This window comes from Prevotella sp. ne3005, from assembly GCF_900110085.1.
In the GTDB taxonomy this organism is placed as follows: Bacteria; Bacteroidota; Bacteroidia; order Bacteroidales; family Bacteroidaceae; genus Prevotella.
In genome coordinates this window covers 149,610-172,420 of record NZ_FOCK01000002.1, presented here as the reverse complement: position 1 = coordinate 172,420, position 22,811 = coordinate 149,610, and the positions used below count along the sequence as shown (strand labels likewise).

28 protein-coding genes are annotated in these 22,811 nt (G+C 48.2%); 22 read left to right on the top strand and 6 right to left on the bottom strand.

What is annotated here, in order from left to right; genetic code table 11:
- The first annotated feature begins 56 nt into the window (after window positions 1–56).
- The 7 genes from BMY16_RS03715 to BMY16_RS03685 all read left to right on the top strand — a co-directional run bounded on the left by BMY16_RS03715 (window position 57) and on the right by BMY16_RS03685 (window position 6,588).
- On the top strand, window positions 57–1,400 hold the full coding sequence (locus tag BMY16_RS03715) for a Na(+)-translocating NADH-quinone reductase subunit A (RefSeq protein ID WP_091840170.1): 1,344 nt from the start codon (window positions 57–59) through the stop codon (window positions 1,398–1,400).
- A gap of 4 nt (window positions 1,401–1,404) precedes the next feature.
- Window positions 1,405–2,562 carry an NADH:ubiquinone reductase (Na(+)-transporting) subunit B gene (locus BMY16_RS03710; protein ID WP_091840525.1) on the top strand — a complete coding sequence of 386 codons (1,158 nt, stop codon included), beginning with the start codon at window positions 1,405–1,407 and terminating at the stop codon, window positions 2,560–2,562.
- Between the two features lie 30 nt (window positions 2,563–2,592).
- The gene (locus tag BMY16_RS03705) at window positions 2,593–3,288 is read left to right on the top strand and encodes an FMN-binding protein (protein WP_091840169.1); all 696 of its coding nucleotides are present in this window, start codon (window positions 2,593–2,595) and stop codon (window positions 3,286–3,288) included.
- 3 nt (window positions 3,289–3,291) lie between these two features.
- Window positions 3,292–3,915, top strand: a complete 624-nt coding sequence (locus BMY16_RS03700) for an NADH:ubiquinone reductase (Na(+)-transporting) subunit D (protein WP_091840167.1) — start codon at window positions 3,292–3,294, stop codon at window positions 3,913–3,915.
- A gap of 3 nt (window positions 3,916–3,918) precedes the next feature.
- Window positions 3,919–4,545, top strand: a complete 627-nt coding sequence (gene nqrE, locus BMY16_RS03695) for an NADH:ubiquinone reductase (Na(+)-transporting) subunit E (protein ID WP_091840166.1) — start codon at window positions 3,919–3,921, stop codon at window positions 4,543–4,545.
- A gap of 34 nt (window positions 4,546–4,579) precedes the next feature.
- Window positions 4,580–5,848, top strand: coding sequence for an NADH:ubiquinone reductase (Na(+)-transporting) subunit F (nqrF, locus tag BMY16_RS03690; protein WP_091840164.1), 1,269 nt, complete (start codon window positions 4,580–4,582; stop codon window positions 5,846–5,848).
- A 194-nt stretch (window positions 5,849–6,042) separates the two neighbouring features.
- A complete protein-coding gene (locus BMY16_RS03685; RefSeq protein WP_139207113.1) occupies window positions 6,043–6,588 on the top strand; it encodes a hypothetical protein in 546 nt (181 codons plus the stop codon).
- Between the two features lie 30 nt (window positions 6,589–6,618).
- Here BMY16_RS03685 and BMY16_RS15790 read toward each other — a convergent pair whose 3' ends face one another.
- From BMY16_RS15790 to BMY16_RS03675, 3 genes are all read right to left on the bottom strand, one after another.
- On the bottom strand, window positions 6,619–6,867 hold the full coding sequence (locus BMY16_RS15790) for a M15 family metallopeptidase (RefSeq protein ID WP_244512869.1): 249 nt from the start codon (window positions 6,865–6,867) through the stop codon (window positions 6,619–6,621).
- A 99-nt stretch (window positions 6,868–6,966) separates the two neighbouring features.
- A complete protein-coding gene (locus tag BMY16_RS15910; protein ID WP_262987318.1) occupies window positions 6,967–7,092 on the bottom strand; it encodes a hypothetical protein in 126 nt (41 codons plus the stop codon).
- 36 nt (window positions 7,093–7,128) lie between these two features.
- The gene (locus BMY16_RS03675; protein WP_091840161.1) at window positions 7,129–8,022 is read right to left on the bottom strand and encodes a hypothetical protein; all 894 of its coding nucleotides are present in this window, start codon (window positions 8,020–8,022) and stop codon (window positions 7,129–7,131) included.
- A 588-nt stretch (window positions 8,023–8,610) separates the two neighbouring features.
- Here BMY16_RS03675 and BMY16_RS16025 point away from each other — a divergent pair.
- The 3 genes from BMY16_RS16025 to BMY16_RS03660 are packed head-to-tail and all read left to right on the top strand — an operon-like array spanning window position 8,611 to window position 10,194.
- Entirely contained in the window at window positions 8,611–9,318 is a 708-nt protein-coding gene (locus BMY16_RS16025; RefSeq protein ID WP_091840158.1) for a DUF4417 domain-containing protein, read from the top strand.
- Window positions 9,308–9,778: a hypothetical protein gene (locus tag BMY16_RS03665; RefSeq protein ID WP_091840156.1), complete on the top strand. Its 471-nt coding sequence runs from the start codon at window positions 9,308–9,310 to the stop codon at window positions 9,776–9,778. Before BMY16_RS16025 ends, BMY16_RS03665 begins: the two co-directional genes overlap by 11 nt.
- On the top strand, window positions 9,775–10,194 hold the full coding sequence (locus tag BMY16_RS03660; protein ID WP_091840154.1) for a hypothetical protein: 420 nt from the start codon (window positions 9,775–9,777) through the stop codon (window positions 10,192–10,194). Before BMY16_RS03665 ends, BMY16_RS03660 begins: the two co-directional genes overlap by 4 nt.
- Window positions 10,195–10,269: 75 nt before the next feature.
- Here BMY16_RS03660 and BMY16_RS03655 read toward each other — a convergent pair whose 3' ends face one another.
- From BMY16_RS03655 to BMY16_RS03645, 3 genes are read right to left on the bottom strand one after another with little or no spacing between them, the layout of a single operon-like run.
- Entirely contained in the window at window positions 10,270–10,833 is a 564-nt protein-coding gene (locus tag BMY16_RS03655; protein ID WP_091840152.1) for a DUF4468 domain-containing protein, read from the bottom strand.
- Window positions 10,834–10,851: 18 nt separating this feature from the next.
- Entirely contained in the window at window positions 10,852–12,024 is a 1,173-nt protein-coding gene (locus BMY16_RS03650; RefSeq protein WP_091840150.1) for an HNH endonuclease family protein, read from the bottom strand.
- A gap of 4 nt (window positions 12,025–12,028) precedes the next feature.
- Window positions 12,029–13,159 (bottom strand): adenine-specific methyltransferase EcoRI family protein, encoded by a 1,131-nt coding sequence (locus tag BMY16_RS03645; protein ID WP_091840148.1) that lies wholly within the window; start codon window positions 13,157–13,159, stop codon window positions 12,029–12,031.
- Between the two features lie 752 nt (window positions 13,160–13,911).
- Here BMY16_RS03645 and BMY16_RS03640 point away from each other — a divergent pair.
- The 12 genes from BMY16_RS03640 (at window position 13,912) to ftsY (ending at window position 22,801) form a co-directional block, all read left to right on the top strand.
- Window positions 13,912–14,259 carry a hypothetical protein gene (locus BMY16_RS03640; RefSeq protein WP_139207112.1) on the top strand — a complete coding sequence of 116 codons (348 nt, stop codon included), beginning with the start codon at window positions 13,912–13,914 and terminating at the stop codon, window positions 14,257–14,259.
- A gap of 13 nt (window positions 14,260–14,272) precedes the next feature.
- Window positions 14,273–16,468 carry a VapE domain-containing protein gene (locus BMY16_RS03635; protein WP_091840145.1) on the top strand — a complete coding sequence of 732 codons (2,196 nt, stop codon included), beginning with the start codon at window positions 14,273–14,275 and terminating at the stop codon, window positions 16,466–16,468.
- Window positions 16,469–16,715: 247 nt separating this feature from the next.
- Window positions 16,716–16,895, top strand: coding sequence for a hypothetical protein (locus tag BMY16_RS15275; protein WP_139207111.1), 180 nt, complete (start codon window positions 16,716–16,718; stop codon window positions 16,893–16,895).
- Window positions 16,896–17,116: 221 nt separating this feature from the next.
- Window positions 17,117–17,671, top strand: coding sequence for an HU family DNA-binding protein (locus BMY16_RS03630; protein ID WP_091840144.1), 555 nt, complete (start codon window positions 17,117–17,119; stop codon window positions 17,669–17,671).
- Between the two features lie 128 nt (window positions 17,672–17,799).
- Entirely contained in the window at window positions 17,800–18,222 is a 423-nt protein-coding gene (locus tag BMY16_RS03625) for an N-acetylmuramoyl-L-alanine amidase (RefSeq protein WP_091840142.1), read from the top strand.
- Between the two features lie 296 nt (window positions 18,223–18,518).
- Window positions 18,519–19,379 carry a type I methionyl aminopeptidase gene (map, locus tag BMY16_RS03620; protein ID WP_170835988.1) on the top strand — a complete coding sequence of 287 codons (861 nt, stop codon included), beginning with the start codon at window positions 18,519–18,521 and terminating at the stop codon, window positions 19,377–19,379.
- 29 nt (window positions 19,380–19,408) lie between these two features.
- Complete coding sequence (tsaD, locus tag BMY16_RS03615; protein ID WP_091840141.1) at window positions 19,409–20,434, top strand: tRNA (adenosine(37)-N6)-threonylcarbamoyltransferase complex transferase subunit TsaD; 1,026 nt, start codon at window positions 19,409–19,411, stop codon at window positions 20,432–20,434.
- 41 nt (window positions 20,435–20,475) lie between these two features.
- A complete protein-coding gene (locus tag BMY16_RS03610; RefSeq protein ID WP_091840139.1) occupies window positions 20,476–20,991 on the top strand; it encodes a CinA family protein in 516 nt (171 codons plus the stop codon).
- Window positions 20,992–21,109: 118 nt separating this feature from the next.
- On the top strand, window positions 21,110–21,373 hold the full coding sequence (gene rpmB, locus BMY16_RS03605) for a 50S ribosomal protein L28 (protein WP_091840137.1): 264 nt from the start codon (window positions 21,110–21,112) through the stop codon (window positions 21,371–21,373).
- A gap of 3 nt (window positions 21,374–21,376) precedes the next feature.
- Window positions 21,377–21,568 (top strand): 50S ribosomal protein L33, encoded by a 192-nt coding sequence (gene rpmG, locus BMY16_RS03600; protein ID WP_028903476.1) that lies wholly within the window; start codon window positions 21,377–21,379, stop codon window positions 21,566–21,568.
- A gap of 12 nt (window positions 21,569–21,580) precedes the next feature.
- The gene (locus BMY16_RS03595; RefSeq protein ID WP_091840136.1) at window positions 21,581–21,739 is read left to right on the top strand and encodes a DUF4295 domain-containing protein; all 159 of its coding nucleotides are present in this window, start codon (window positions 21,581–21,583) and stop codon (window positions 21,737–21,739) included.
- Window positions 21,740–21,841: 102 nt separating this feature from the next.
- Window positions 21,842–22,801, top strand: a complete 960-nt coding sequence (gene ftsY, locus BMY16_RS03590) for a signal recognition particle-docking protein FtsY (RefSeq protein WP_091840134.1) — start codon at window positions 21,842–21,844, stop codon at window positions 22,799–22,801.
- The last annotated feature ends 10 nt before the right edge of the window (window positions 22,802–22,811 follow it).

The window sequence follows — 22,811 nt, the reverse complement described above, 5'->3', positions numbered from 1 at the left end:
TAATTTTTTATTAATTTTGCCATCGATTTGCGCAACTATTCTTAATATCTCAATAAATGGCAAATGTAATTAAGTTACACAAAGGTTTAGACATTAACCTTCAGGGCAAAGCCGAGGAGAAGAAGATCCAGTTGAAGTCAAATGGCAAGTATGCACTGGTGCCGGATGACTTCGAGGGTGTTACTCCGAAGGTCGTTGTCAAAGAAGGCGATGCTGTCAAGGCCGGGGATGCGCTGTTTGTCAACAAACAGTATCCCGAAGTGAAGTTTGCCTCGCCTGTCAGCGGTACAGTAAGTGCCGTGGTGCGTGGTGAACGTAGGAAAGTACTCTGTGTGAAGGTTGATGCCGATGCCCAGCAGAGTTATGTGGATTTCGGCAAAAAGGATGTTTCCAAACTCGACGGTAAGGCTGTCATTGACGCGCTTCTCGAGGCTGGCATCTTCGGCTACATCAACCAGCTGCCCTATGCTGTGTCGACGAATCCGACGGTGATGCCTAAGGCCATCTTTGTTTCCGCCCTGAGAGACAAACCGCTGGCTTGTGACTTCGAGTACGAGGTGACGGGTCAGGAGCAGGACTTCCAGACGGGTCTGACGGCACTCTCTAAGATTGCAAAGACCTATCTGGGTGTAGGCGTTGGTTCCAAACTCGAAGGCGCGAAGGATGTTGAGGTGACCGTTTTCGAAGGCAAGTGCCCTGCTGGCAATGTGGGTGTGCAGGTGAACCATCTTGATCCGGTCAACAAGGGTGAGGTGGTATGGACTGTCGGCGACCCAACGGTGGTGCTTTTCATCGGACGCCTCTTTAATACCGGTAAGGTTGACCTGAAGCGTACGGTAGCCCTTTGTGGTAGTGAGATCAAGAGCCCTGCCCATGTTGATATGCTTGTTGGCGAAGAGCTCTCTACATTGCTCTCCAACAGCTACGACGCGCAGAAGAGTGTCCGCATTATCAATGGTAATGTGCTGACAGGCAAGCCCACCACCAAGGAAGGCTTCCTGGGAGCCCACACCTCTGAGATTACCGTGATCCCTGAGGGTGACGATGCCGACGAGACGCTGGGCTGGATTCTGCCTCGTTTCAAGCAGTTCTCTGTCAGTCGCAGCTACTTCTCTTGGCTCTGTGGCAAGAAATCGTATGCCCTCGATGCCCGTGTAAAGGGTGGTGAGCGCCACATGATCATGAGCGGTGAGTACGACAAGGTGCTGCCGATGGATATCTACGGTGAATACCTCATCAAGGCGATCATCTCTGGCGATATCGACCGTCAGGAGGCGCTGGGCATTTATGAGGTGAGTCCTGAGGACTTTGCGTTGGCCGAGTTTGTGGATAGCTCTAAATTAGAGTTGCAGCGCATTGTGCGTGAAGGACTGAACATTTTACGTAAAGAAAATGCATAAAGACATGAGTGCTATAAGAAACTTATTTAACAAGATGAGGCCAAGCTTCGAAGAGGGCGGCAAACTGCATGCTTTCCGCAGTGTCTTCGACGGTTTTGAGACGTTTGCGCTTGTGCCTAACGATACTTCCAAGTCGGGTGTCAATATTCACGACGCCATCGACTCGAAGCGCATTATGAGTATGGTGGTCATCGCCCTGATGCCTGCCATGCTGTTCGGTATGTACAATATCGGATATCAGAACTATCTCGCTGCAGGAACGCTGGCTTCTGCCTCATTCTGCGAGATCTTCTGCTATGGTTTCCTCGCTGTACTGCCAAAGATTCTGGTGAGCTACATTGTAGGTCTGGGTATTGAGTTTGCCTGGGCCCAGTGGAAGGGTGAGGAGATCCAGGAGGGTTACCTCGTTTCAGGTATCATTATCCCGTTGATTATTCCTATCGGCTGTCCGCTGTGGATGCTGGCTCTGGCTTGCGCCTTCAGCGTCATCTTCTGTAAGGAGATCTTCGGTGGCACGGGTATGAACATCTTCAATCCTGCCATTGCCGCACGTATGTTCCTCTTCTTCGCCTATCCGTCGAAGATGACGGGTGATACCGTTTGGGTGGCCCAGAGCTCTATCTTCGGACTGGGTAACGACCTGCCCGACGGATTCACCGCAGCCACACCGCTCGGACAGATGGCTCAGGGTGTCAACCCCGACGCTTCTATATGCGACATGATTTGTGGTTTTATCCCTGGCTCTATCGGTGAGACCTCCGTCATAGCCATCGCCATCGGTGCCGTTCTCCTGCTGTGGATGGGCATTGCCTCTTGGCGCACCATGCTCAGCGTATTCGTGGGTGGTACCTTGATGGCTATCATCTTTGAGCAGACGGGCCAGTCGATGACCTGGTGGCATCACTTTGTGCTGGGTGGTTTTGCCTTCGGTGCCGTGTTCATGGCTACCGACCCTGTCACCTCATGCCGCACAACCACCGGACAGTTTATCTATGGATTCCTGATTGGTGCGATGGCCATCATCATCCGTGTGATGAATGCCGGCTATCCTGAGGGTATGATGCTCGCCATCTTCTTTGGTAACATGTTCGCGCCTACGATCGACCACTTCATCGTTGAGCGCAATATCTCGAAACGTTTAAAGAGAAGAGGCAACTCTTAATTGAAAATTGATAATTGAAAATTGAAAATTATGAGCAAGCTAAATACAAATTCTAACGCGTACATTATTATATATAGCGCGATACTCGTGGTCATTGTGGCCTTCCTGTTAGCATTCGTCTATCAGGCCTTAAAGCCTATGCAGGATGCTAATGTGGCCCTCGATGTGAAGAAACAGATACTCTACTCGCTGAACATCCGCGACCTCGATGGTGCTGAGGCAGAAGCCAAATACGCTGAGGTAGTGAAGGAAGAAGGCGAGAAGGACGGACAGAAATACTACCTGTGCGAGATCGACGGTGAGGATATCCTCGTGGTTGCTCTGAAGGGTATGGGACTCTGGGGCGGCATCAGTGGTTACATGTCTATCCATGGCGATGAGACACCTACCGTCTATGGTGCTTACTTCAACCATGAAAGTGAGACTGCCGGTTTGGGAGCCGAGATCAAGGACTCTCAGGAATGGCAGGAGAAATTCATCGGCAAGAAGGTCTTCGTCGATGGCACTCAGGATGTGGCTATCTCTATTGTGAAGAAAGTGGAGGATCCTACGACTCAGGTTGATGTCGTGACGGGTGCCACGCTGACTTCTAATGGTGTGAATGATATGATCAAGGCTGGTCTGAAGGACGCAGGAAAGAATGCCGTCGAACTCTTTGTGAAGATGATGTGCACCAAAGAGCCTGCCGATTCTACAGTCGTTGAACCAAAAGCAGAGGAGGAGTAAACTATGGCATTATTCAGTAAACAAAATAAGGAGGTTTTTACCAATCCGTTGAACCTCGACCATCCCATCCTGGGCCAGGTACTGGGTATCTGCTCGGCATTGGCTGTGACTTCGCAGTTGAAGCCTGCCATCGTGATGGGTCTCGCTGTGACGGTCATCACCGCCTTTGCGAATGTGATTATCTCTATCATCCGCAACACCATTCCTAACCGCATCCGTATCGTGGTGCAGCTGGTGGTTGTGGCTGCTCTCGTAACCATCGTGTCTCAGATTCTGAAAGCTTTCGCCTACGACGTGAGCGTTCAGCTCTCTGTGTATGTAGGTCTGATCATTACCAACTGTATCCTGATGGGCCGCCTCGAGGCGTTTGCCATGCAGAACAAGCCCTGGCCCTCGTTCCTCGACGGTGTGGGCAATGGTCTTGGCTATGCTATGATCCTGGTTATCGTAGGTGCTGTTCGTGAACTGCTGGGCCGCGGCTCACTGCTGGGCTTCCAGATCATTCCTGATGCCTGCTATGACTTCGGCTATGTGAACAACGGTATGATGACGATGCCAGCCATGGCGCTGATTCTCGTGGGTTGTGTGATTTGGGTACATCGTGCATATTTTTATAAGGAGAAGTAAGTTATGGAACACGCAATATCATTACTGTTTAGGTCGATTTTTGTCGACAATATGATTTTCGCCTTCTTCCTCGGCATGTGTTCCTACCTTGCTGTGTCGAAGACGGTGAAGACCTCATTGGGCCTCGGACTTGCTGTGACCTTCGTGCTCACGGTGACCGTTCCCGTTAACTATCTGTTGCAGACCAAGGTGCTGGGTCCTGATTGCCTTGTAGAGGGTGTCGACCTCAGCTACCTGTCGTTTATCCTCTTTATCGCTGTGATTGCCGGTATGGTGCAGCTGGTGGAGATGACGGTCGAGAAGTACTCGCCCTCGCTCTATGCCGCCCTCGGTATCTTCCTGCCGCTGATTGCCGTTAACTGCGCCATCATGGGTGCTTCGCTCTTCATGCAGCAGCGCATCCTCATGGATCCCAGCAACTCGCAGGCCATCACCTCTATCTTCGATGCCGTCGTCTATGGCTTCGGCTCTGGTATCGGTTGGGCACTGGCCATCGTGGCTATGGGTGCCATCCGCGAGAAGATGCAGTATTCGGATGTACCCAAGCCCCTGCAGGGCCTCGGTATCGTGTTTATCACTGTAGGCCTCATGGCTATGGCGATGATGTGTTTCTCTGGACTGAACATATAAAGGTAAAAAAGTAAAAAGGTAAAAAAGTAAAAATATGGCTCAGTTTATAGCATATAGCATAGGAGTTTTCCTCCTGGTAATCATCTTGCTGGTGATTATCCTGTTGGTGGCAAAGAAATACCTGTCGCCCTCAGGAAACGTGAATATTACAGTTAATGGTGACAGGGTGCTCAACGTGCCTCAGGGTAACAACCTGATGGCTACGCTCAACCAGAATGGCATTTTCCTGCCTTCTGCCTGTGGTGGTAAGGCCAGCTGCGGACAGTGTAAGGTACAGGTACTTGAGGGTGGGGGCGAGATCCTCGACTCTGAGAAGCCTCACTTCACCCGTAAGCAGATCAAAGACCACTGGCGTCTGGGTTGTCAGTGCAAGGTGAAGGGCGACCTCAAGATCCATGTCGACGAGTCAATCCTCGGCGTGAAGGAGTACGAGTGTACCGTCATCTCCAACAAGAACGTGGCAACCTTCATCAAGGAGTTCAAGGTGCAGCTGCCTGCTGGCGAGCACATGGACTTCCTGCCCGGATCGTATGCACAGATCAAGATTCCTGCCTTCGACTGCATCGACTACGACAAGGACTTCGACAAGTCGCTCATTGGTGACGAGTATCTGCCTTCATGGGAGAAGTTCGGACTCTTCCCGTTGAAGTGTAAGAACCCCGAACCCACCATTCGTGCTTACTCGATGGCCAACTATCCTGCCGAGGGTGATGTGTTCATGCTCACCGTTCGTATCGCCACCCCGCCGTTCAAGGCCGACAAGAGTGGCTTCATGGAGGTCAACCCCGGTATCGCCTCGTCTTACATCTTCTCGCTGAAACCTGGCGACAAGGTGATCATGAGTGGTCCTTTCGGCGACTTCCACCCACACTTCGACTCGAAGAAGGAGATGATCTGGGTTGGTGGTGGTGCCGGTATGGCTCCGCTCCGCGCACAGATCATGCACATGACCAAGACGCTGCACACCAAGGATCGCGAGATGCACTACTTCTATGGTGCCCGCGCGCTCAACGAGGTGTTCTATCTCGACGACTTCCTGGGCTTGGAGAAGGAGTATCCCAACTTCCACTTCCACCTGGCCCTCGACCGTCCAGACCCCGCAGCCGATGCTGCTGGCGTGAAGTACACTCCGGGCTTCGTCCATCAGGTGATGCTCAACACCTATCTGAAGGACCACGATGCTCCCGAGGATATCGAATACTACATGTGTGGTCCTGGCCCCATGTCGAAGGCCGTCGTCTCCATGCTCGACTCTCTCGGCGTCGATCCGGAGAGCATCATGTACGACAACTTCGGAGGATAAAAGCGTTTCGAACTTATCCAAGAAGAGGGTATGCCCAACCATAGGCATATCCTCTTCTTGTATGATAGAGGTTTAGGGAAAACCCCACCCATGTTTAGGGTTTTTCACTTGTGCGTATGGGAAAATCTTCTTACCTTTGCACCAGAAATAATAAATGAATGTCGAACCAATTAAATGATAGAAAGGGTAAAGTTATGAAGAAGCTGTACACAATGATGATGATGGCCGTGATGGGACTGATGACCATATCTCTCACTTCTTGCGAGGACGAGAGAATCGCAAACACCCTCGAAGGCACCTGGAAGGGTAATATGTATATCGCCTGCAAGTGGGACGGCCGTGAATACGATGCCACCTATACCGAGATCACATTCCTCAAGGATCCCAGCCGTTACTCAAGCGGTAGCGGATACTGGGTGGACTACTACAGCGATGCCCCTTGGGACTATGTAGCCAATCACATCAACTGGAGAGTGGACTATGGTACCATCTATGTCAACTTTGTTGAGGAAGGCTCATCGCTGGCCATCCGCGACTACCATCTCACCAGCAGCCGTTTCTGGGGCTATATCAGCGATGGCGGTAATGATGTGGAGTTTGAGCTTTACTGCGTAGACCGTCCAAACTACTACAATTACCGTTGGGGCTTCGACTATAATGGATATCGCAGCTACACCCGTGGCAACGGTGCTGACAGCACCAAGACCGTCGAAATGCCCAAGCGCTTCGTCCGGCCATGACCTTCTGTCATCCCGGCAAAAGCCTGTCGCTTATTCTATGAGCTCAAAGTGCTGGTAGTCCTTACGTGTAGTCCAGTCACCGCCCCACTCGAAGCCTGCCTCAGTAAAGAGACGGAAACAGAGGTCTTCGTGATCAATCTTATAGGGGAAATCCCAGGAGCGGTCGCAATATGCCTTGGCGGTGGCTGGCTGGATGAGGAGCGTGCCGTCACATGCCAGGAACAAAAGTCCGCAGCAAACCAAGGTGGCGGCCATTCCCCATTTTCCCAGTATTCTCATAATAATCATATTTATTAGCCTATTGGATAGTCCTCAGACTGTTTAACACTGCAAAGATAAGAACTTAATTTGTAACTTGCAAGTTATTGGCCAACTATTTTATTTCGTGAGTTGCTGGTAGAGCTTGAAGAGTTCGGCCACGCACTGGCTCTCGGTCATGGTCTTGATGGGGAAGCCGTAGGCTGCCATTACAGAGCATGGTTTGTCATCTCGACAGAACCTCATCCTGTCATCTCGAGCGCAGTCGAGAGATCTCTTCCCTCAGTTAGCTAATGGAGAATCATCATCTTCTTCCTCGTTATCTAATTCATCCAACTTCTTAACAACGTCTTCTGGCAACAGAGCACCAGAGTGACCTTTCGACCAATCAAATCCAGGAATCTCCTTTTTAAGTTTTTCAAGCGAGATGCGCGGTATTTCTCTTGGGTCAGTCGGATCCATACAGATTATATCCACATACATCCTTCGTTTGGTTGATCCAGCCCAGTCTTCAGAAGGGTAGGGGTCAGAGATAAACTGTCCGCTAAACACAATGCCAGCCTTATAGTCACCAGTGCGCAACATATAGAAGTAGTCACCCCTTCGAGCCTCTTCCCACTCGTAGATGCTCCAGTTCATGCGGAACATGCCATGTTCCAGATTTGCTACGCATTCCTTATAATCCTTCTCTTTGAAGGAACTGATAGAAGGATTCCACCGCATCAGATAATGTCGAGGTTCTGTAGGCATAGGCAACACTTCAAAACTCACTTCCCATATACAGCTGTCGCCGTTGGAATCTTCCACGATGGGTTTGCCATTCCCTTGAAAATTGAAACGGGTACCAGGTTCTGTGTCAACGCTGATAATGCGTGTTAGGCAATCGTCTTCACCGCCATCAAGGACTAAGAAACTTAATGAGCTCTTTATAGCGTATGGAAACACACCATTATTATATAGATAGCAGCCGTGAAATGTTGTTGGCATATCATCAACAACCAACACCAGATGACCATCAATATTCTCAAGGATCATGTTCTGATTATTTTCGTTAATCTGTAATGCAATGTGTGTAACCTCACCACTGCGAACCTTGTCAATCACATCACCAGCCACCTCTAAAGTGATAGCCACCTCGTTAATATCAATCTCTTTGTTCTTATCTTCCGATTTCATAGGCGTATTGTTATTGGAAATTCCTGTTTGCGAGGGCAAAGATACAAATAATAACTCAAATATGTATATAATATTATTAGACATTGTAGTTTTTTTCTTTTTAACATGGCGAAATTACTAAAAATAGTTTGAAGACTAATACTTTTGTTGTTTTGATTTGGTTACAAACCCAAAAAATGTTATCTTTGCAGATGATATAAGGTCACCTATTCTGAAATATGAAAGTGGCATGTTATTAACAATAAACAATGAGGCGCTTATGAAGCGAAAAAAAATATAACCGAGTAAGGTAACGAAAAAGGTCTCATGCTATGGCAGTAGCACGAGACCCATAGGTTCTCTCTTCTGGTAGGGAGATCTGAGTTACCCCAAATCTCTACTTATAGTTCCCGTGCAAAGATAAGAAGAATTTCCGATATTTGCACAGTATGAGTTCTCATACCAGAGTTTTTTAGTATTAATTAGCAATTGAAGGAAATAGCCGAATGAATGTCATCTTTATCGATGTAACATATGCTTGTAGATGATAACGACATCAACACTATTACTTCATGAGCTATAGTAAAAATCATTAAAACGATATTGAGTATGACATACCCGTATCAAAAGATACTCCCTCTGGAGTTCGAGAACCCAGACAGTACCCCATTACTGACAGAGAGCTATAAGACCTTAGGAGCCTTGCATTCTGTCATATGTAAGGGAATTGAATTCACTTCCAAGAATCAATTCCCGATAGTAGAACCATATTCTGGTAAGATACCAGAAATATTGTGTTCAGTTCACCGACTTCGTAAGAAGCCAGAATCTCTTCTGCGTAACCTCTGTGGTCACTTCTTTACGTCCGATTCTAACATTGAGCCTTATTGGAATAATCCTTTTAGATACCTTCTGTGGCTCAGGCAATTTGGTTATGTGATTTCTACAGATTTCTCTATATATACTAATATGGTGTTGATACAGAAGTTGTGGAACTCTTTCAGAAATAAACTAATGTCTGCCTTTTATCAGCGAAATGACATCAATCTTATCCCTGCCCCCTCATGGGGTGATCTGGAAAATATTGAATTATATATGGAAGGCTGGCCGAAGAATAGTCTGATTGCCATCAACAGCACCGGTGTCGGTAGTGACAAACGCTGTCGATACATCTGGCTTGAAGGGTACAATGCCATGCTCAATATCTTGAGACCTACACATATAATAAGGTATGGCGCTTACATAGAAGGAGAGCGTAAAGATATAAGTACTTTTTTTCCTAATAACAATAAACCAGGTTACAGATATGGGAGCTAACGGATCATACGACAAAAACTTAGGTGGAGTGCCTAAAGACAAACGCACCCATACAGAAACTGGCTATACAATAGAGGGACACAAAGTGTTGCTTCAAACAGGGAAAGAAAGCCAAACAAAGAACATTATGAATTCAAATACAGACAATTCTATTTATCTTATGGCTAAGCAGAATGAAGATGGAACACTGACCATTCTAAATATCAATGCAAATAAAGGCCATAAAATAGGTACTGAGATTAATTTGGTATTTGATTCTCATGGTAATCTCGTTCCTTTCAATGGGAAGAAAAGTGGCTCTCATTCTCACCTATGGGAAGAACAATCTGATGGAAATATGGGAAGGAAGCCTGTTCCGAAAGGTGGGAATAGCCATTTACCAATTCCTGATGAATATAAACCGCTCATTGATAAAATAGTCCATTTTAATAAACAGAAAAATAAGATAAAGAAGAAATGACAAACCAGATTCAAAGAAAGATTGCCATTAAAGACTTTTATGGCAAGGGTAAGCACATCTACGAGGATCAAATGGGATTTGACGAGCAGCATAAATCCGAAGCTCGTTCATTAGTGGCACGTGAGGTCTTTCGCTATCATGTAGAGAAATTAGGTCTTAACTTAGGGTTCTATTATCCCCCCACCGACACATTCTATGCAATCTATAATGATGCCCGACCTGTAGAGGTCTATACAATGCCTCGTGACAGACGTCGTTCTGATTTCATTGGTTGGCAGTGTGAATGCGATCCTCACGATCAAGACCAGCTCATTGCCACTTTCGATGACATTACTGAGGTTTGGGATGGTTTGAAGATTGATGGTAAAGACTTCGAGGAAGTTATCAACCATTCATACATCGTCGCTCTGAACTAAAACAACGATGCAGGACTTTCATCGTTCCTGCATCGTTTGATTAATAATGCGTGTCTATGTACCCAACTGAAAACATTAGAAGTCGTCATCAGGTTGTAGTTTTAACTTATCTGCAAGTGATGTGACGATTTTGTCGAACATAGATGGTGTAAGAGGGGCGAACTCTTTTGCGGCCTTTTTGATTTTTAAACTTGACTTATAGTTGTATTCTGGATAAATGGCTGAGATGGGAACCGTTTCTGTTGCTGGATACTGTTTAGCACTCCAGTCGAATGTCAAACTTGGAACATTTGCAGATACTTGGGCGCGTCCATCTTTACATTTAATTTTGATAGTGAAGTCGGCATACACTTCCCAGCCTGCCATGAAGTTTACTTTATGAAATCCCATATTAAGACGTCCTTTGTAAACCACAAGTCCTTCATCCTTGTCTTGCACGTCTATTCCTATTTTCGACTTACCTTGTGATCCTGCCCAATCACTTAATGCTTCCAAAGCACGTACATAAAGTTTATCTGAGGAAACTCCCTCCACCATTACAACATGTTTCTTTTCCAACATTCCGTTGACCAGTTCTTCTTGTGCGCTAATTGTTGCTGTCATTAACAGCATGATTGCGATTGATAATAATTTCTTCATAATTTTTTTTGTTTAAAGTTATCTATTTCCTTTTGCTCTGTTATGTGTCTTGCAGAGCATTTGGCAGTTTTCAATCGTAGTTTCGCCACCTTTGCTCCAGGCCGTTACGTGGTCGGCATCCATTTCTTCCAGCTTCCAGATACGATGCGCGTTCTGATCGTGACTGATTGCGCAGTAAGGACAGTTGCTGATACCCTCAGCCTTGGCCTTATCCGTCTGCTGCTGATACACCTTTCGCATGGTGGGCTTATCGAACAGACGGACGTTCAGCAGGCGTGTATCCTTACAACCGCCCAGCACAAATTCAAAGATGCCCTTATGGTCTGACACGTAGTCATCAGCATACAGCTCCGCTACCTTTGCCGATATCTCATTGTGGTTATAGGCATTTGAATGGAACCGCTCATAAAGGTCGCCCCAGTTCAATCCCTGCATCTCAGGATAGATGTCGTTGAAGAGATTGTCAGCCCAGTCGATGACGGTATTGAAATAGGTCTTTATCTCTTTGATGTTATCGTCCTTGCGATGGGCACTCATATACACATCTACATTTCCCTTGCTCACCCATTTCAGGGCTGTAGCTAAGAATTGCTGACGGTTAGCTGGTCCCTTCACAAAACTCTCCCAGCGTTGTATGTTGGCGTTCTGTGAATTGCTGAATTCCTCCTTGCAGGCTGTCACGAACTTACCGCTGTAGATGGCATTCAGCTCCTCCTGCTCGTTCAGTGGAATACCCGCTATGTTGATGGTCTTAAACCACTCCTTGATCTCCTCCTCTGCATGTTGACCTTCGCCTTCACAGATATACACCAGCAACTCTGTCTTCAGAATCTTCTGTTGCAGACCTTCGTTCAGGCTATCAAAGATCTGTTCCAGACCATTCACCTTCACGGCAAACTTATTCTTCACGAAACGACCTAATGAGGTGATGCGCTGCTGACCATCGAGCACTTCATATTTCCCTGTCTCTACATTATTATTAAAATATATAAGGCCGAGAGGATAGCCTTTCAATACCGATTCTATCACAGCCACATCTTTCTTGCCGTCGGCATAGATATAGTTACGCTGATACTCTGGCTGAATCACCAGTTGACCAGCCATACCATATACGCCCTTGCCTTCGAATTCGTTGTAGTCAAAGCCGTCGCATATCTGTTCTACGGTATAGATCTTTAGTTCTGTCTTCATAAGCTTATTGTTTTTTGCGGATTAGTATTCTTCTATATGGTAGTTCTGGGATTCCGTCTTTGATATAGTAGAGATCTCCATCTCGAAGTCCTTTATTTAGTTTCTTTAGTTCACGAGGATAGGGCTTTAATCCCAATTCCAAACCATAGTCACCATGTGGGTGTCCAATAATCTCAAATTGCTCTGGGCAATATTTGTCTAAGAACGTAATAGGCACTCCCATTGTTCCTTCATAATCTGATGGGATCGCATCTGTAAATGGAATGTCTATTGCATCGTAATTTGCATAATGAATATATTCCTTCTGCCCGCGGATTTCCTTATGTTTACTATGCTTGAAGTTCTCAACCATTGTCATTAACTGCAGAGGTTCATGGCGACGACCATGATCAATGTTAGTAAACCAACGTACCCCTTTTACACGAATATATCTGTTCCCATTTTCATCAACTCGCCATCCGGAAGCCTCAAGTGGGTAAGTGCTTGGAACACCAAACTCTCTATCGCCACTACTGATACTTATGCCCATCCACATTTTGTTATCCTTGATTAAAGGAAAAACCTCTTTATAAGAGATTGCATTAACGTTCCCGATTATCACAAATAGTTTCCCCGAATTCATCAGCCACGCTACGAACTCACGGAACAGCGAGAACGGCGGGTTTGTGATGATGATATCTGCTTCGTCTCTAAGCTTTGTTACTTCTTTACTGCGGAAGTCACCATCGCCCTCCAGGTACTGCCATTCCAAATCGTTGATGTCGATACGATTGTCGCCTGTGATGTCTCGCTCCAACACGAAAATTTTGCCGTTCGTTTTAGTCTTGTCTGCATTGAAATGGGGCTGAGAGGTTTCGAATAGGGTAGGCTGATACGGCATTTTATATTTCTTACTCTCAGGAGCGTAACTTGTAGAAATCAGCTTCTTCAATCCGAACAACTGAAAGTTCTGGGCGAAGAACTTGGTAAAGTTGCTCCACTCAGGATCATCGCAAGGCAGTAGCACCGTCTTGTCGCGAAACACGTCTGGGTTGTAATCCAGATAAGCGTTGATCTCTTTCTGTATGTCAGCATACTGCGTATAGAACTCATCGTTCTTCGCAGTCTTTGCATTTGCAAGGTTTGTATTTGCCATACGCTATGCATTAAGGCGTATTGCTTATCTTCGGAGGTAGGCTGAGATAGAGCACAAAAAACATGGACGGTATTCCAATCCATGCTCTAAAGGCTCTACCAAAACCTACCAAAACCGGATAAGTCACGTCCATGCATATCGCACAGACGTTTGCGACTTATTCATTCGGTTTCGGTTTCTTTTTGAATTTGGTAGATTCTTAGAGCAATTCCGAATAACAGCAAACGCTTGTTATATTTTACCCACAAAAGTCACACCGGCGTTCACACTTGAACATCGTGCCGGTGATCGTTTGCAAAGGTACGAATAAGTGAGCACAATACAAAACAAAAATCGATTTTTTTTCTTTTATTGTCGAACGGGAGTACCTAAGAGCGGAAGCTCAGAGGTACGAATAAGTGAGGAGAATACCAAACAAAAACGGAATAAATCATGAAAATAGCCTTGAAAATAGGGTAAAAAACGTAGGGTGGTACATAAATCTTGCATTTTAGACGTTATTTTGGGTCAAAAATTCGATGAATTTTTGCATATATGCGTTATTATAGTTATCTTTGTAGCCAAGAAAAAGTTTATGTCAACATTTTATGAGAACTAACAATCACCTTAACTCCATCTGTTGGGCAGCATTTCTTGAAATGGGTGCCCGTCTCGAAAACTCACCGAACCTGGCTATCTGACTTGTGAGATAGTTATGGTATGTCCCTATGAGCATACCGAATATTAACCCTCAAATAAAAAGGAAAAGAAATATGAGGCAAAATATTAAAAGGGAGAAATCCCTTTTAGGGTTGTTCTATCCTGCTTATCGTCGTAACATTAAGGAGATGATAAAAGAATGTCCCTATATGAAAGATTATCTGAAGGTTATGTGTCCCGAAGAGATTGTTGAGGTTGAGTTCGACTTGGCAAGAGGTGACAAGTTAAGAGTATACCGTGAGATTTCGTATATGATCAAGAACGGATGGCTGATGATTAGTGTGAAAGGACTATCCAGATACCTGGCGGAACATAGCAATCTGGCAGACAACGAAAACTATGATACACGAACGGAGACAATTCGTGGTTACATCAGACGATGCATAGTAATGTTTAAATAATTCGCGTACTCTTATGACAGATATTTTGAAATTAAGTGTGTTCAACACTTTACAGTCTTATGAGAGTAAGCCCCTGACGTTGGAGAGCATCCTCTGGTGGATCAGTCACGACAAGAGTGTGGCCCAGAAAACCGAGCTCTATCGGAATATGGCCCTCGCCATCAGCCCCGAAGAGGCCAAAAAGAAGGTGAAGGAGGCCATGATGCCGGCCTTCTCGGTGGCTGTCGTCTTCCAGGATCGTGGCCGGCAGACACAGCACGTGGCCAGCGTAACGGGGCTCTCACTCTGCGACATCGACCACATAGACCAAGTGGATGAAGTCTTCCAGAAGATTGCAGCCGATCCGCATACACTCCTGCTTTACCGTACTATCAGCGGCAAGGGCCTCAGGTGTATCTACCGTTATGTCGACGAGAACGGCAAGCCGCCACAAAACGCATTGCTTTACCGGGCGGCCTACCGCAAAGGTAACACCTATTTCGCCGGTCTGGCAGGGATGGATTACGATGGCAAGTGTGGCGACCTGACACGACTCTCTGGCATGGCCCACGATGCAGAGGCCTACTATAACCCCGATGCAGAACCCTTTGCCGTCAGCGATGCCGAGGCGGCAGAGGCCAACCTCGACCCGAGTACGGAGTCGGGCAAGCCGCGCAAGAATGAAGCTCCCGGTACGTATCACACCGCTGCCAACGAGACATGGAGCGTGGTGGAGAAGATGCTCGCCAAGCGCGATGTGGTTTATGGACCTGGCACCCACCATGCCTTCGTGATGCATGCCGTCCACCTCTTCAACCGTTTTGGCACCTCGGAGGAGAGCCTGACAGAGTGGGCAGAACAGGCCTGGGCCGACTACGGACAGAAGGACCGCAACGCCATCATCAGGTGGGTCTATGCCCACCGTCAGTCACAGCACGGCATCTGGCGTCTTAACAAGTCGGGGCGCAACAAGAAAGGCGAAAATCTCAGCCTGCACGACCAGATACAGTGGCTCAGCGACCAGGGCATAGAGATCATCTATAATCAGATCACCGACCAGTCGTACTTCCGCCGCGGGCCCGACAGGGTGTGGGAACAGCTCGACGAACGGGCTGTGTGTTCCCTGCGCAAGGACATGAACATAGAGACCCGTCGCTGGGTGGCCAAGGGCGATGTGAATGATATTGTGAAAAGCGATGTGGCCAAGCTCATACACCCTGTACGCGACTACATACAGAGACTGCCTAAGTGGGACGGCACCGACCGTGTGGCTGAGCTGGCCGACCACGTGGTGGTTGATCCCGTGCAGACAGGGCAGAGCCTGCGTCAGGCCCATCAGCTCTTCCGCTGGGCACTCCACAAGTGGCTCGTAGCCTCGATGGCCACCTGGCTCAGCGATGACAATGCCAACCAGACCATCCTCACCCTCATCGGCGACCAGGGCATCTATAAGACCACCTTCTTCCGGTATCTGCTTCCTGTGGAGCTGCAGCCCTATTACCATGAGAACTCCACCAACTCGTTCAGTAATAAAGACGAGCAGATAGCCCTCACCGAGAACTGTCTGGTGGAGATAGAAGAGGTGGACGCTTTCCGCGACCAGCACAATGCCGACCTGAAGTCGCTGTCCACGAAGGTGAGGCTGAAGATACGCCGGCCTTACGACAGGTTCATGGTAAACAAGCACCGACTGGCATCGCTCTGCGCCACGGGCAATCAGGAGCGGTTCCTCGTCGACGAGACCGGTAACCGCCGCTGGCTCTGTTTCCGGGTGGCCAGCATCGACGATCCCAGACAATGGGCACTCGACTACACCCAGCTCTATGCCCAGCTTCGCGATGAGTATCTGGACGGATTTCCCTATTTCTTTAATAAGAAGGAAGAGGAGCAGATGAAGCAGCAGAACGAGTACTTCCGTATCGTGAGCGACGAGGAGCAGCTGATCATGGAGCGCTTCCGCAAGCCCCTGCCCACCGATATCGACATCAAGACCTATAGTGCCGCCACCATCGCCCAGCGCATCTCCTACGGGCGCATGCCCATCTCGTCGCGCAAGGTTAGTCTGGCGATGAAGAATCTGGGCTATACACCACTGCACAGCAGAAGTGGCAACATCTACCGCATATATGAATTGAAGCCAGATGAACAACAGTCAAACATGCTGGCGATGCAGGATGCGTATATGATTGATAATCAGCACGGTGCTATGGAACAGGGACTCCCGTTCTGACCCTAGTGTGAAGCGAGTGAAGCAACTTTTCATAACTTCCTCTATAGAAATACATTCATCTCGAGATGAATCAATTTCCTTATATAAAGTTTGTATTTCTTCCTTCACTCGCTTCACACTTAATAGTTAACTTATTAATTATCAATAGATTATGTTATAATCAAACTTATTGTCACTCAGTTATAGTTACATTACGACTAACTGGTAGTTATATTACGACTAAGTATCATTTATATTACGAGTAAATATGAAAGCAATGTCAAAACAGCAGCTGGCCGATGCGGCTGGCGTGAGCGTTACTACGCTGATGAACTGGTGTAAGGCCTATCGGAACGAACTGGATGCCCTGGGCATGAGACTGAACATGCGGGTGCTGCCACCGCATATCGTGAAGTTCATCGCCGAGAAGTTCTGCATCGAACTGTAGGAAACAGTAGGGTAGGGGGAGCGCCTGGAGTCCTCCTTATCTCCACGAGCTCCCTTTATCTCCGCGAGCCCCGCCTAACCCCAAAATCGCTCTTTGAAATGTTGTACCTTTGTCGTTGCAATGAAGATGCAACGGACGGCTTTGCGCGCAGCCTCCTAAATCTCTAAATTTATTTTCAATATTCAATTTTAAATTTTCAATTTTCAATTAAAAAAAAGACTATGGCAGTAAAGAACCCCCAGTTCGGAATCAATCTCCGAAAGAACGACAACCAGTACAATGCCGGTTACGGCCAGTACTACCCTAAGGCGCAGGAGCGCGAGACCATCTCACTCGACGGTCTGACGAAACACATGGCCGACCACAACTCCATCTACGGCGACGACGTGATCGGCGGCGTGCTCAAGAAGATGTCGAGCTGTATCATCGAGCTCCTCTCGCAGGGCAACCCCGTGAAGATCGACGGCCTCGGCACGTTCATGCCCACCGTGGAGGCCACGAAGAACGGCATCTCGAAGGACGAGCTCATCGCAGGCAAGTGGAACGCCAGCACCTACATCCGAGGCATCCACATCCGATTCCTGCCCGAAGGCGCAGGCGACAAGGACATCACCTCGCGTGTGTTCAAGGGCAAGTGCGCCCTGGCCACCTACGGTGTAGAGGAGAAGATCGTGATCAGCGGCACCGGCACCACGCAGGATCCCTATATCTACGGTAAGCGCGTGACACCGCTGTCTGACTGGATTGCCCAGCAGAACACCACCACTAATCCCTAACCCCTAAAGGCAGAACAAGATGTTTAAGTTGAAGAGAACCCAGATTGGGAAGATCCTGAAGTTCGTGGGATCGTTGATCACCTTGGTAATCACCACTTTCTTCGTGCAGAGCTGCATGAGATAGGCGTATGAGAACGATCACACTGTTAGTCATCCATTGTTCGGCAGTGAGGCCCGACCAGAACAGCTCGGCTGCTCAGATCGATACCTGGCATCGCCAGCGGGGCTTCCACCTCGGCATCGGCTACCATTACGTGGTCCGTCGTAACGGACAGATAGAGCCCGGCCGTCCGGAGTTCATGATCGGTGCCCACTGCCTGAACCACAATGCCCACTCGATAGGCATCTGCTACGAGGGCGGGCTCGACATCCGCGGTCAACCCGCCGACACCCGCACACCCGAGCAGAAGGCTGCCCTCCGGGCACTCCTCAAGGATCTGCACCGCCGCTACCCGCAGGCCCTCATCGTAGGCCATCACGACCTAAATCCGCAGAAGGCCTGCCCCTGCATCGAGAACGTCGCCCGTGAGTACGCCGACCTGCAGCCATGAACAGCCTAAGTAAAGAAAATCCCCGAAACCGTTGGTGGTTTCGGGGATTTTCTTTTATTTCTTGACGAAGAAGTCTTTCGGGCCGGTGGTGTAGAGGTTGCCGAAGTAGGTGTAGTTTTATTTGAATATAGCAAGAAATTCCCCCAGAAAAGTGTGTTTTTCTGTCTTGAGATGACAAAAGGAAGAAGGGGCTCATAAGTGAATAATGATGCAAATTTTTGGTAATTTGCATCATTATTTGTACCTTTGCAGCCGGATTCGTAAGAGTCTGGCTGCTATTATATATAATAAGGTACATGAACAATAAGAAGAGAAGATGGCATTGTCTGTCGGGGCAGGAGCCTACGGAGATGGACAAAACCATTATGTATTGGGAGAATAAGGGAAAGTTAGTGCCCACGCGCGAACTGATCAAGACACCTGAGCAGATAGAAGGTATCCGTAAGGCGGGTGTTGTTAATACTGGTGTGCTCGACGAGGTGGCCAAGCAGATTCATGCTGGTATGAATACGCTGGAGATAGACCAGATATGCCGCAAGTATTGCGAGGACCACGGGGCCATTCCCGCCTGTCTGAACTATGAGGGTTTCCCCATGTCGGTATGCACGAGTATCAACGAGGTGGTCTGCCACGGCATCCCCAAGGAAGAGGATGTGCTCGAGGAGGGCGATATCATCAACGTGGACTTCACGACCATCCTCGACGGCTATTATGCGGACGCCAGCCGTATGTTTATCATCGGTAAGACTTCGCCTGAGAAGGAACAGCTGGTTCGTGTGGCGAAGGAATGTCTGGAGATAGGCATGGAGGCTGCGAAGCCTTACAGTTTTGTGGGTGACATCGGGCATGCCATCGAGAAGCATTGTAAGAAGTACGGCTATGGTATCGTGCGCGATCTGGCTGGTCATGGGGTAGGGCTGCAGTTCCATGAGGAGCCCGACGTGAACCATTACGGCCATCGCGGCACAGGTATGCTGCTGGTGCCAGGTATGGTGTTTACCATCGAGCCGATGATTAATATGGGCACCTGGCGGGTATTTATCGATGCCGACGATCCGTATGGGTGGGAGGTGATCACTGAGGATGAGAAACCGAGTGCCCAGTGGGAGCATACGCTCGTGATGACGGAGCATGGCGTGGAAGTGCTGACGTATTGAAGATTGAAAATTGAAGATTGAAGATTGAAATGGGTGATATATATATATTAGGTATAGAGAGTTCGTGTGACGATACGTCGGCGGCGGTGCTCAGGAATGGGGAGCTGTTGTCGAACGTGACTGCGTCGCAGGCTGTCCATGAGGCTTATGGCGGTGTGGTGCCTGAACTGGCTTCGCGCGCCCATCAGCAGAATGTGGTGCCCGTGGTGGATCAGGCCATCAAACGGGCCGGTATTACGAAGGAACAGTTGTCGGCCATCGCGTTTACACGCGGGCCTGGACTGATGGGGTCGCTGTTGGTGGGTGTCAGCTTTGCCAAGGGATTTGCACGCAGTCTGGGCATCCCCCTGATAGATGTCAACCATCTGCAGGGGCATGTGATGGCACACTTTATCAAGGAGCCGGATCAGCCTTCTAAGTTGCCGCCCCTGCCTTTCCTCTGTCTGCTGGTCTCTGGCGGTAATTCGCAGATTGTGAAGGTGAATGCCTACAACGATATGGAGGTGTTGGGACAGACCATCGACGATGCGGCTGGCGAGGCCATCGACAAGTGCTCGAAGGTGATGGGATTGGGTTATCCCGGAGGTCCGATTATCGACAGGTTGGCGCGTCAGGGCAATCCGAAGGCGTATCAGTTTGCCGAGCCCAATATCCCCAATCTCGACTATAGCTTCTCGGGATTGAAGACCTCGTTCCTCTATTCGATGCAGAAGTGGGTGAAGGAAGATCCCGATTTCATCGAGCATCATAAGGAGGATATCGCGGCTTCGTTGGAATGGACGATTGTGGATATTCTGATGAAGAAGTTGAAGAAGGCCGTGAAGCAGACGGGCATCAAACATGTGGCTGTGGCTGGTGGCGTGAGTGCCAACAACGGCTTGCGTAATGCGTTCTATGACGCAGAGAAGCGCTATGGCTGGACGATTTATATCCCGAAGTTCAGTTATACCACTGATAATGCGGCGATGATCGGTGTGGTGGGGTATTTTAAGTATCTTGATAAGGAGTTTTGTCCCATCGATGCACCGGCATTTAGCAAAGTGACGTTTGAGTAAAGGTAAAAGGGTAAAAAGGTAAAAAAGTAAAAAGGTAAGATATGGATTTTGAGAGTAAGATAACGAGTAGGGAGGTGAGTGAGATTCTCTGGGAGACGGAGAAGACGGTAGGTACGGCTGAGAGTTGTACGGGTGGACGTATTGCCGAGGCCATCATCGCAGTGCCTGGTGCCTCGAAGTATTTCAAGGGTGGTATCATCTCGTATGTCAACGAAATCAAGGAGCGCCTGCTGGGTGTGGACCCTCAGGTGCTGGAAGAGAAAACGGCTGTGTGTGAGGAAGTTGCCATTGCCATGGTGAAAGGAGCGTGCAAGGCGCTGAATACCGATTATGCCATCTCGGCAACAGGCTTTGCGGGACCTACCGGCGGTACGAAGGATATCCCTGTTGGAACCATCTGGCTGGCCTGCGGAAGTCTGGATCATGTGGTAACGTTGAAGGTGGAGGAAGATCATGGTCGTGACATCAATCTGGCCATCGCTACGAACAAGGCTATGGAGCTGTTTTTGAACTTCTTGAAGGAGGAAAACGACCCTCGACCCGTGCGTGAAGGTTAAAAAACATTAATTCTTCGTTTTTCCGAACCAGCAATGGATTGAATATCAATAAAAATGTGTACCTTTGCACCCTGTTTGGAATAAGTAAGTGTAAATCACAAGTAAAAAGTAGATAGAAATGTCTAAGATTTGTCAAATTACAGGAAAGAAGGCACAGATAGGTTGCAATGTGTCTCACTCAAAGCACCGTACTAAGAGAAGCTTTGACGTCAACCTCTTCAGCAAGAAATTCTACTATGTAGAGGAGGGTTGCTGGATTCAGTTGAAGATCAGTGCTGCTGGCCTTCGTATGATTAACAAAGTAGGTCTGGACGCTGCATTGAAGCAGGCTGTTGCCAAGGGATATGTAGAGTGGAAGGACATTAAAGTGATAGGAGATTAAGAGATGGCAAGCAAGAAAGCAAAGGGTAATCGCGTTCAGGTGATCCTGGAGTGCACTGAGCACAAGAACAGTGGCATGCCCGGCACAAGCCGCTACGTGACTACAAAGAATCGTAAGAATACGCCTGAGCGTATGGAACTGATGAAGTATAACCCCATCCTGAAGAAGATGACTCTTCACAAGGAAATTAAATAATACGACTGAAGTATGGCAAAGAAAACCGTTGCTACCCTCCACGAAGGCTCAAAGGATGGTCGCGCTTACACAAAGGTTATCAAGATGGTGAAGAGCCCCAAGACTGGTGCTTACATCTTCGATGAGCAGATGGTTCCCAATGAGGACGTTAAGGACTTCTTCAAGAATTAATTTTAATTTTACATAAAAAGAGAGGTTGCAAGTTAAATTGCAACCTCTTTTTTTTGCGGTTTCATCGAAATTATGTAATTTTGCAGTGCAAAATAGGTTTTTATGGGAATATTTGGATTTTTCAACAAGAATAAGAAGGAGACGCTTGACAAGGGTCTGGAGAAAACCAAGACGAGCGTGTTTGATAAGCTGGCGCGTGCCGTAGCCGGAAAGTCAAAGGTTGACGACGATGTGCTTGACAATCTGGAAGAGGTGCTGATAACGAGTGATGTCGGTGTGGACACCACCCTGAAAATCATCGAGCGCATCGAGGAGCGTGTGGCTAGAGACAAGTATGTGAGCACCTCGGAGCTGAACGGCATCCTCCGCGATGAGATCGCCAATTTGCTGGCTGAGAATAATACGGAAGATAATGACAACTGGGATCTGCCCAGCGACCATAAGCCCTACGTGATTTTGGTGGTAGGTGTGAATGGCGTGGGCAAGACAACGACCATAGGAAAGCTTGCCTGGCAGTTTAAGCAGGCTGGCAAGAAGGTTTATCTGGGTGCTGCCGATACGTTCCGTGCCGCTGCCGTAGAGCAGCTTTGTATCTGGGGCGAGCGCGTGGGCGTGCCCGTCGTGAAGCAGCAGATGGGCAGCGACCCGGCCAGTGTGGCATTCGATACGCTCTCGAGTGCAAAGGCTAATGGTGCCGACGTGGTGCTGATTGATACAGCTGGTCGTCTGCATAATAAGGTTGGCTTGATGAACGAGCTGAAGAAGATCAAGGAGGTGATGAAGAAGGTGCTGCCTGAGGCTCCTGATGAGGTGATGCTCGTGCTGGATGGCTCTACAGGACAGAATGCCTTCGAGCAGGCGAAGCAGTTTGCCGCTGTGACCCAGATCACTTCGCTGGCCATTACCAAACTTGATGGAACCGCCAAGGGTGGTGTGGTGATAGGTATCTCCGACCAGCTGAAGGTGCCTGTGAAGTATATCGGACTTGGTGAGGGCATGGAAGATTTGCAGCTTTTCAACAAACGACAGTTCGTTGACTCGCTGTTTGACGTTAAAGATTGAAGATTGAAAG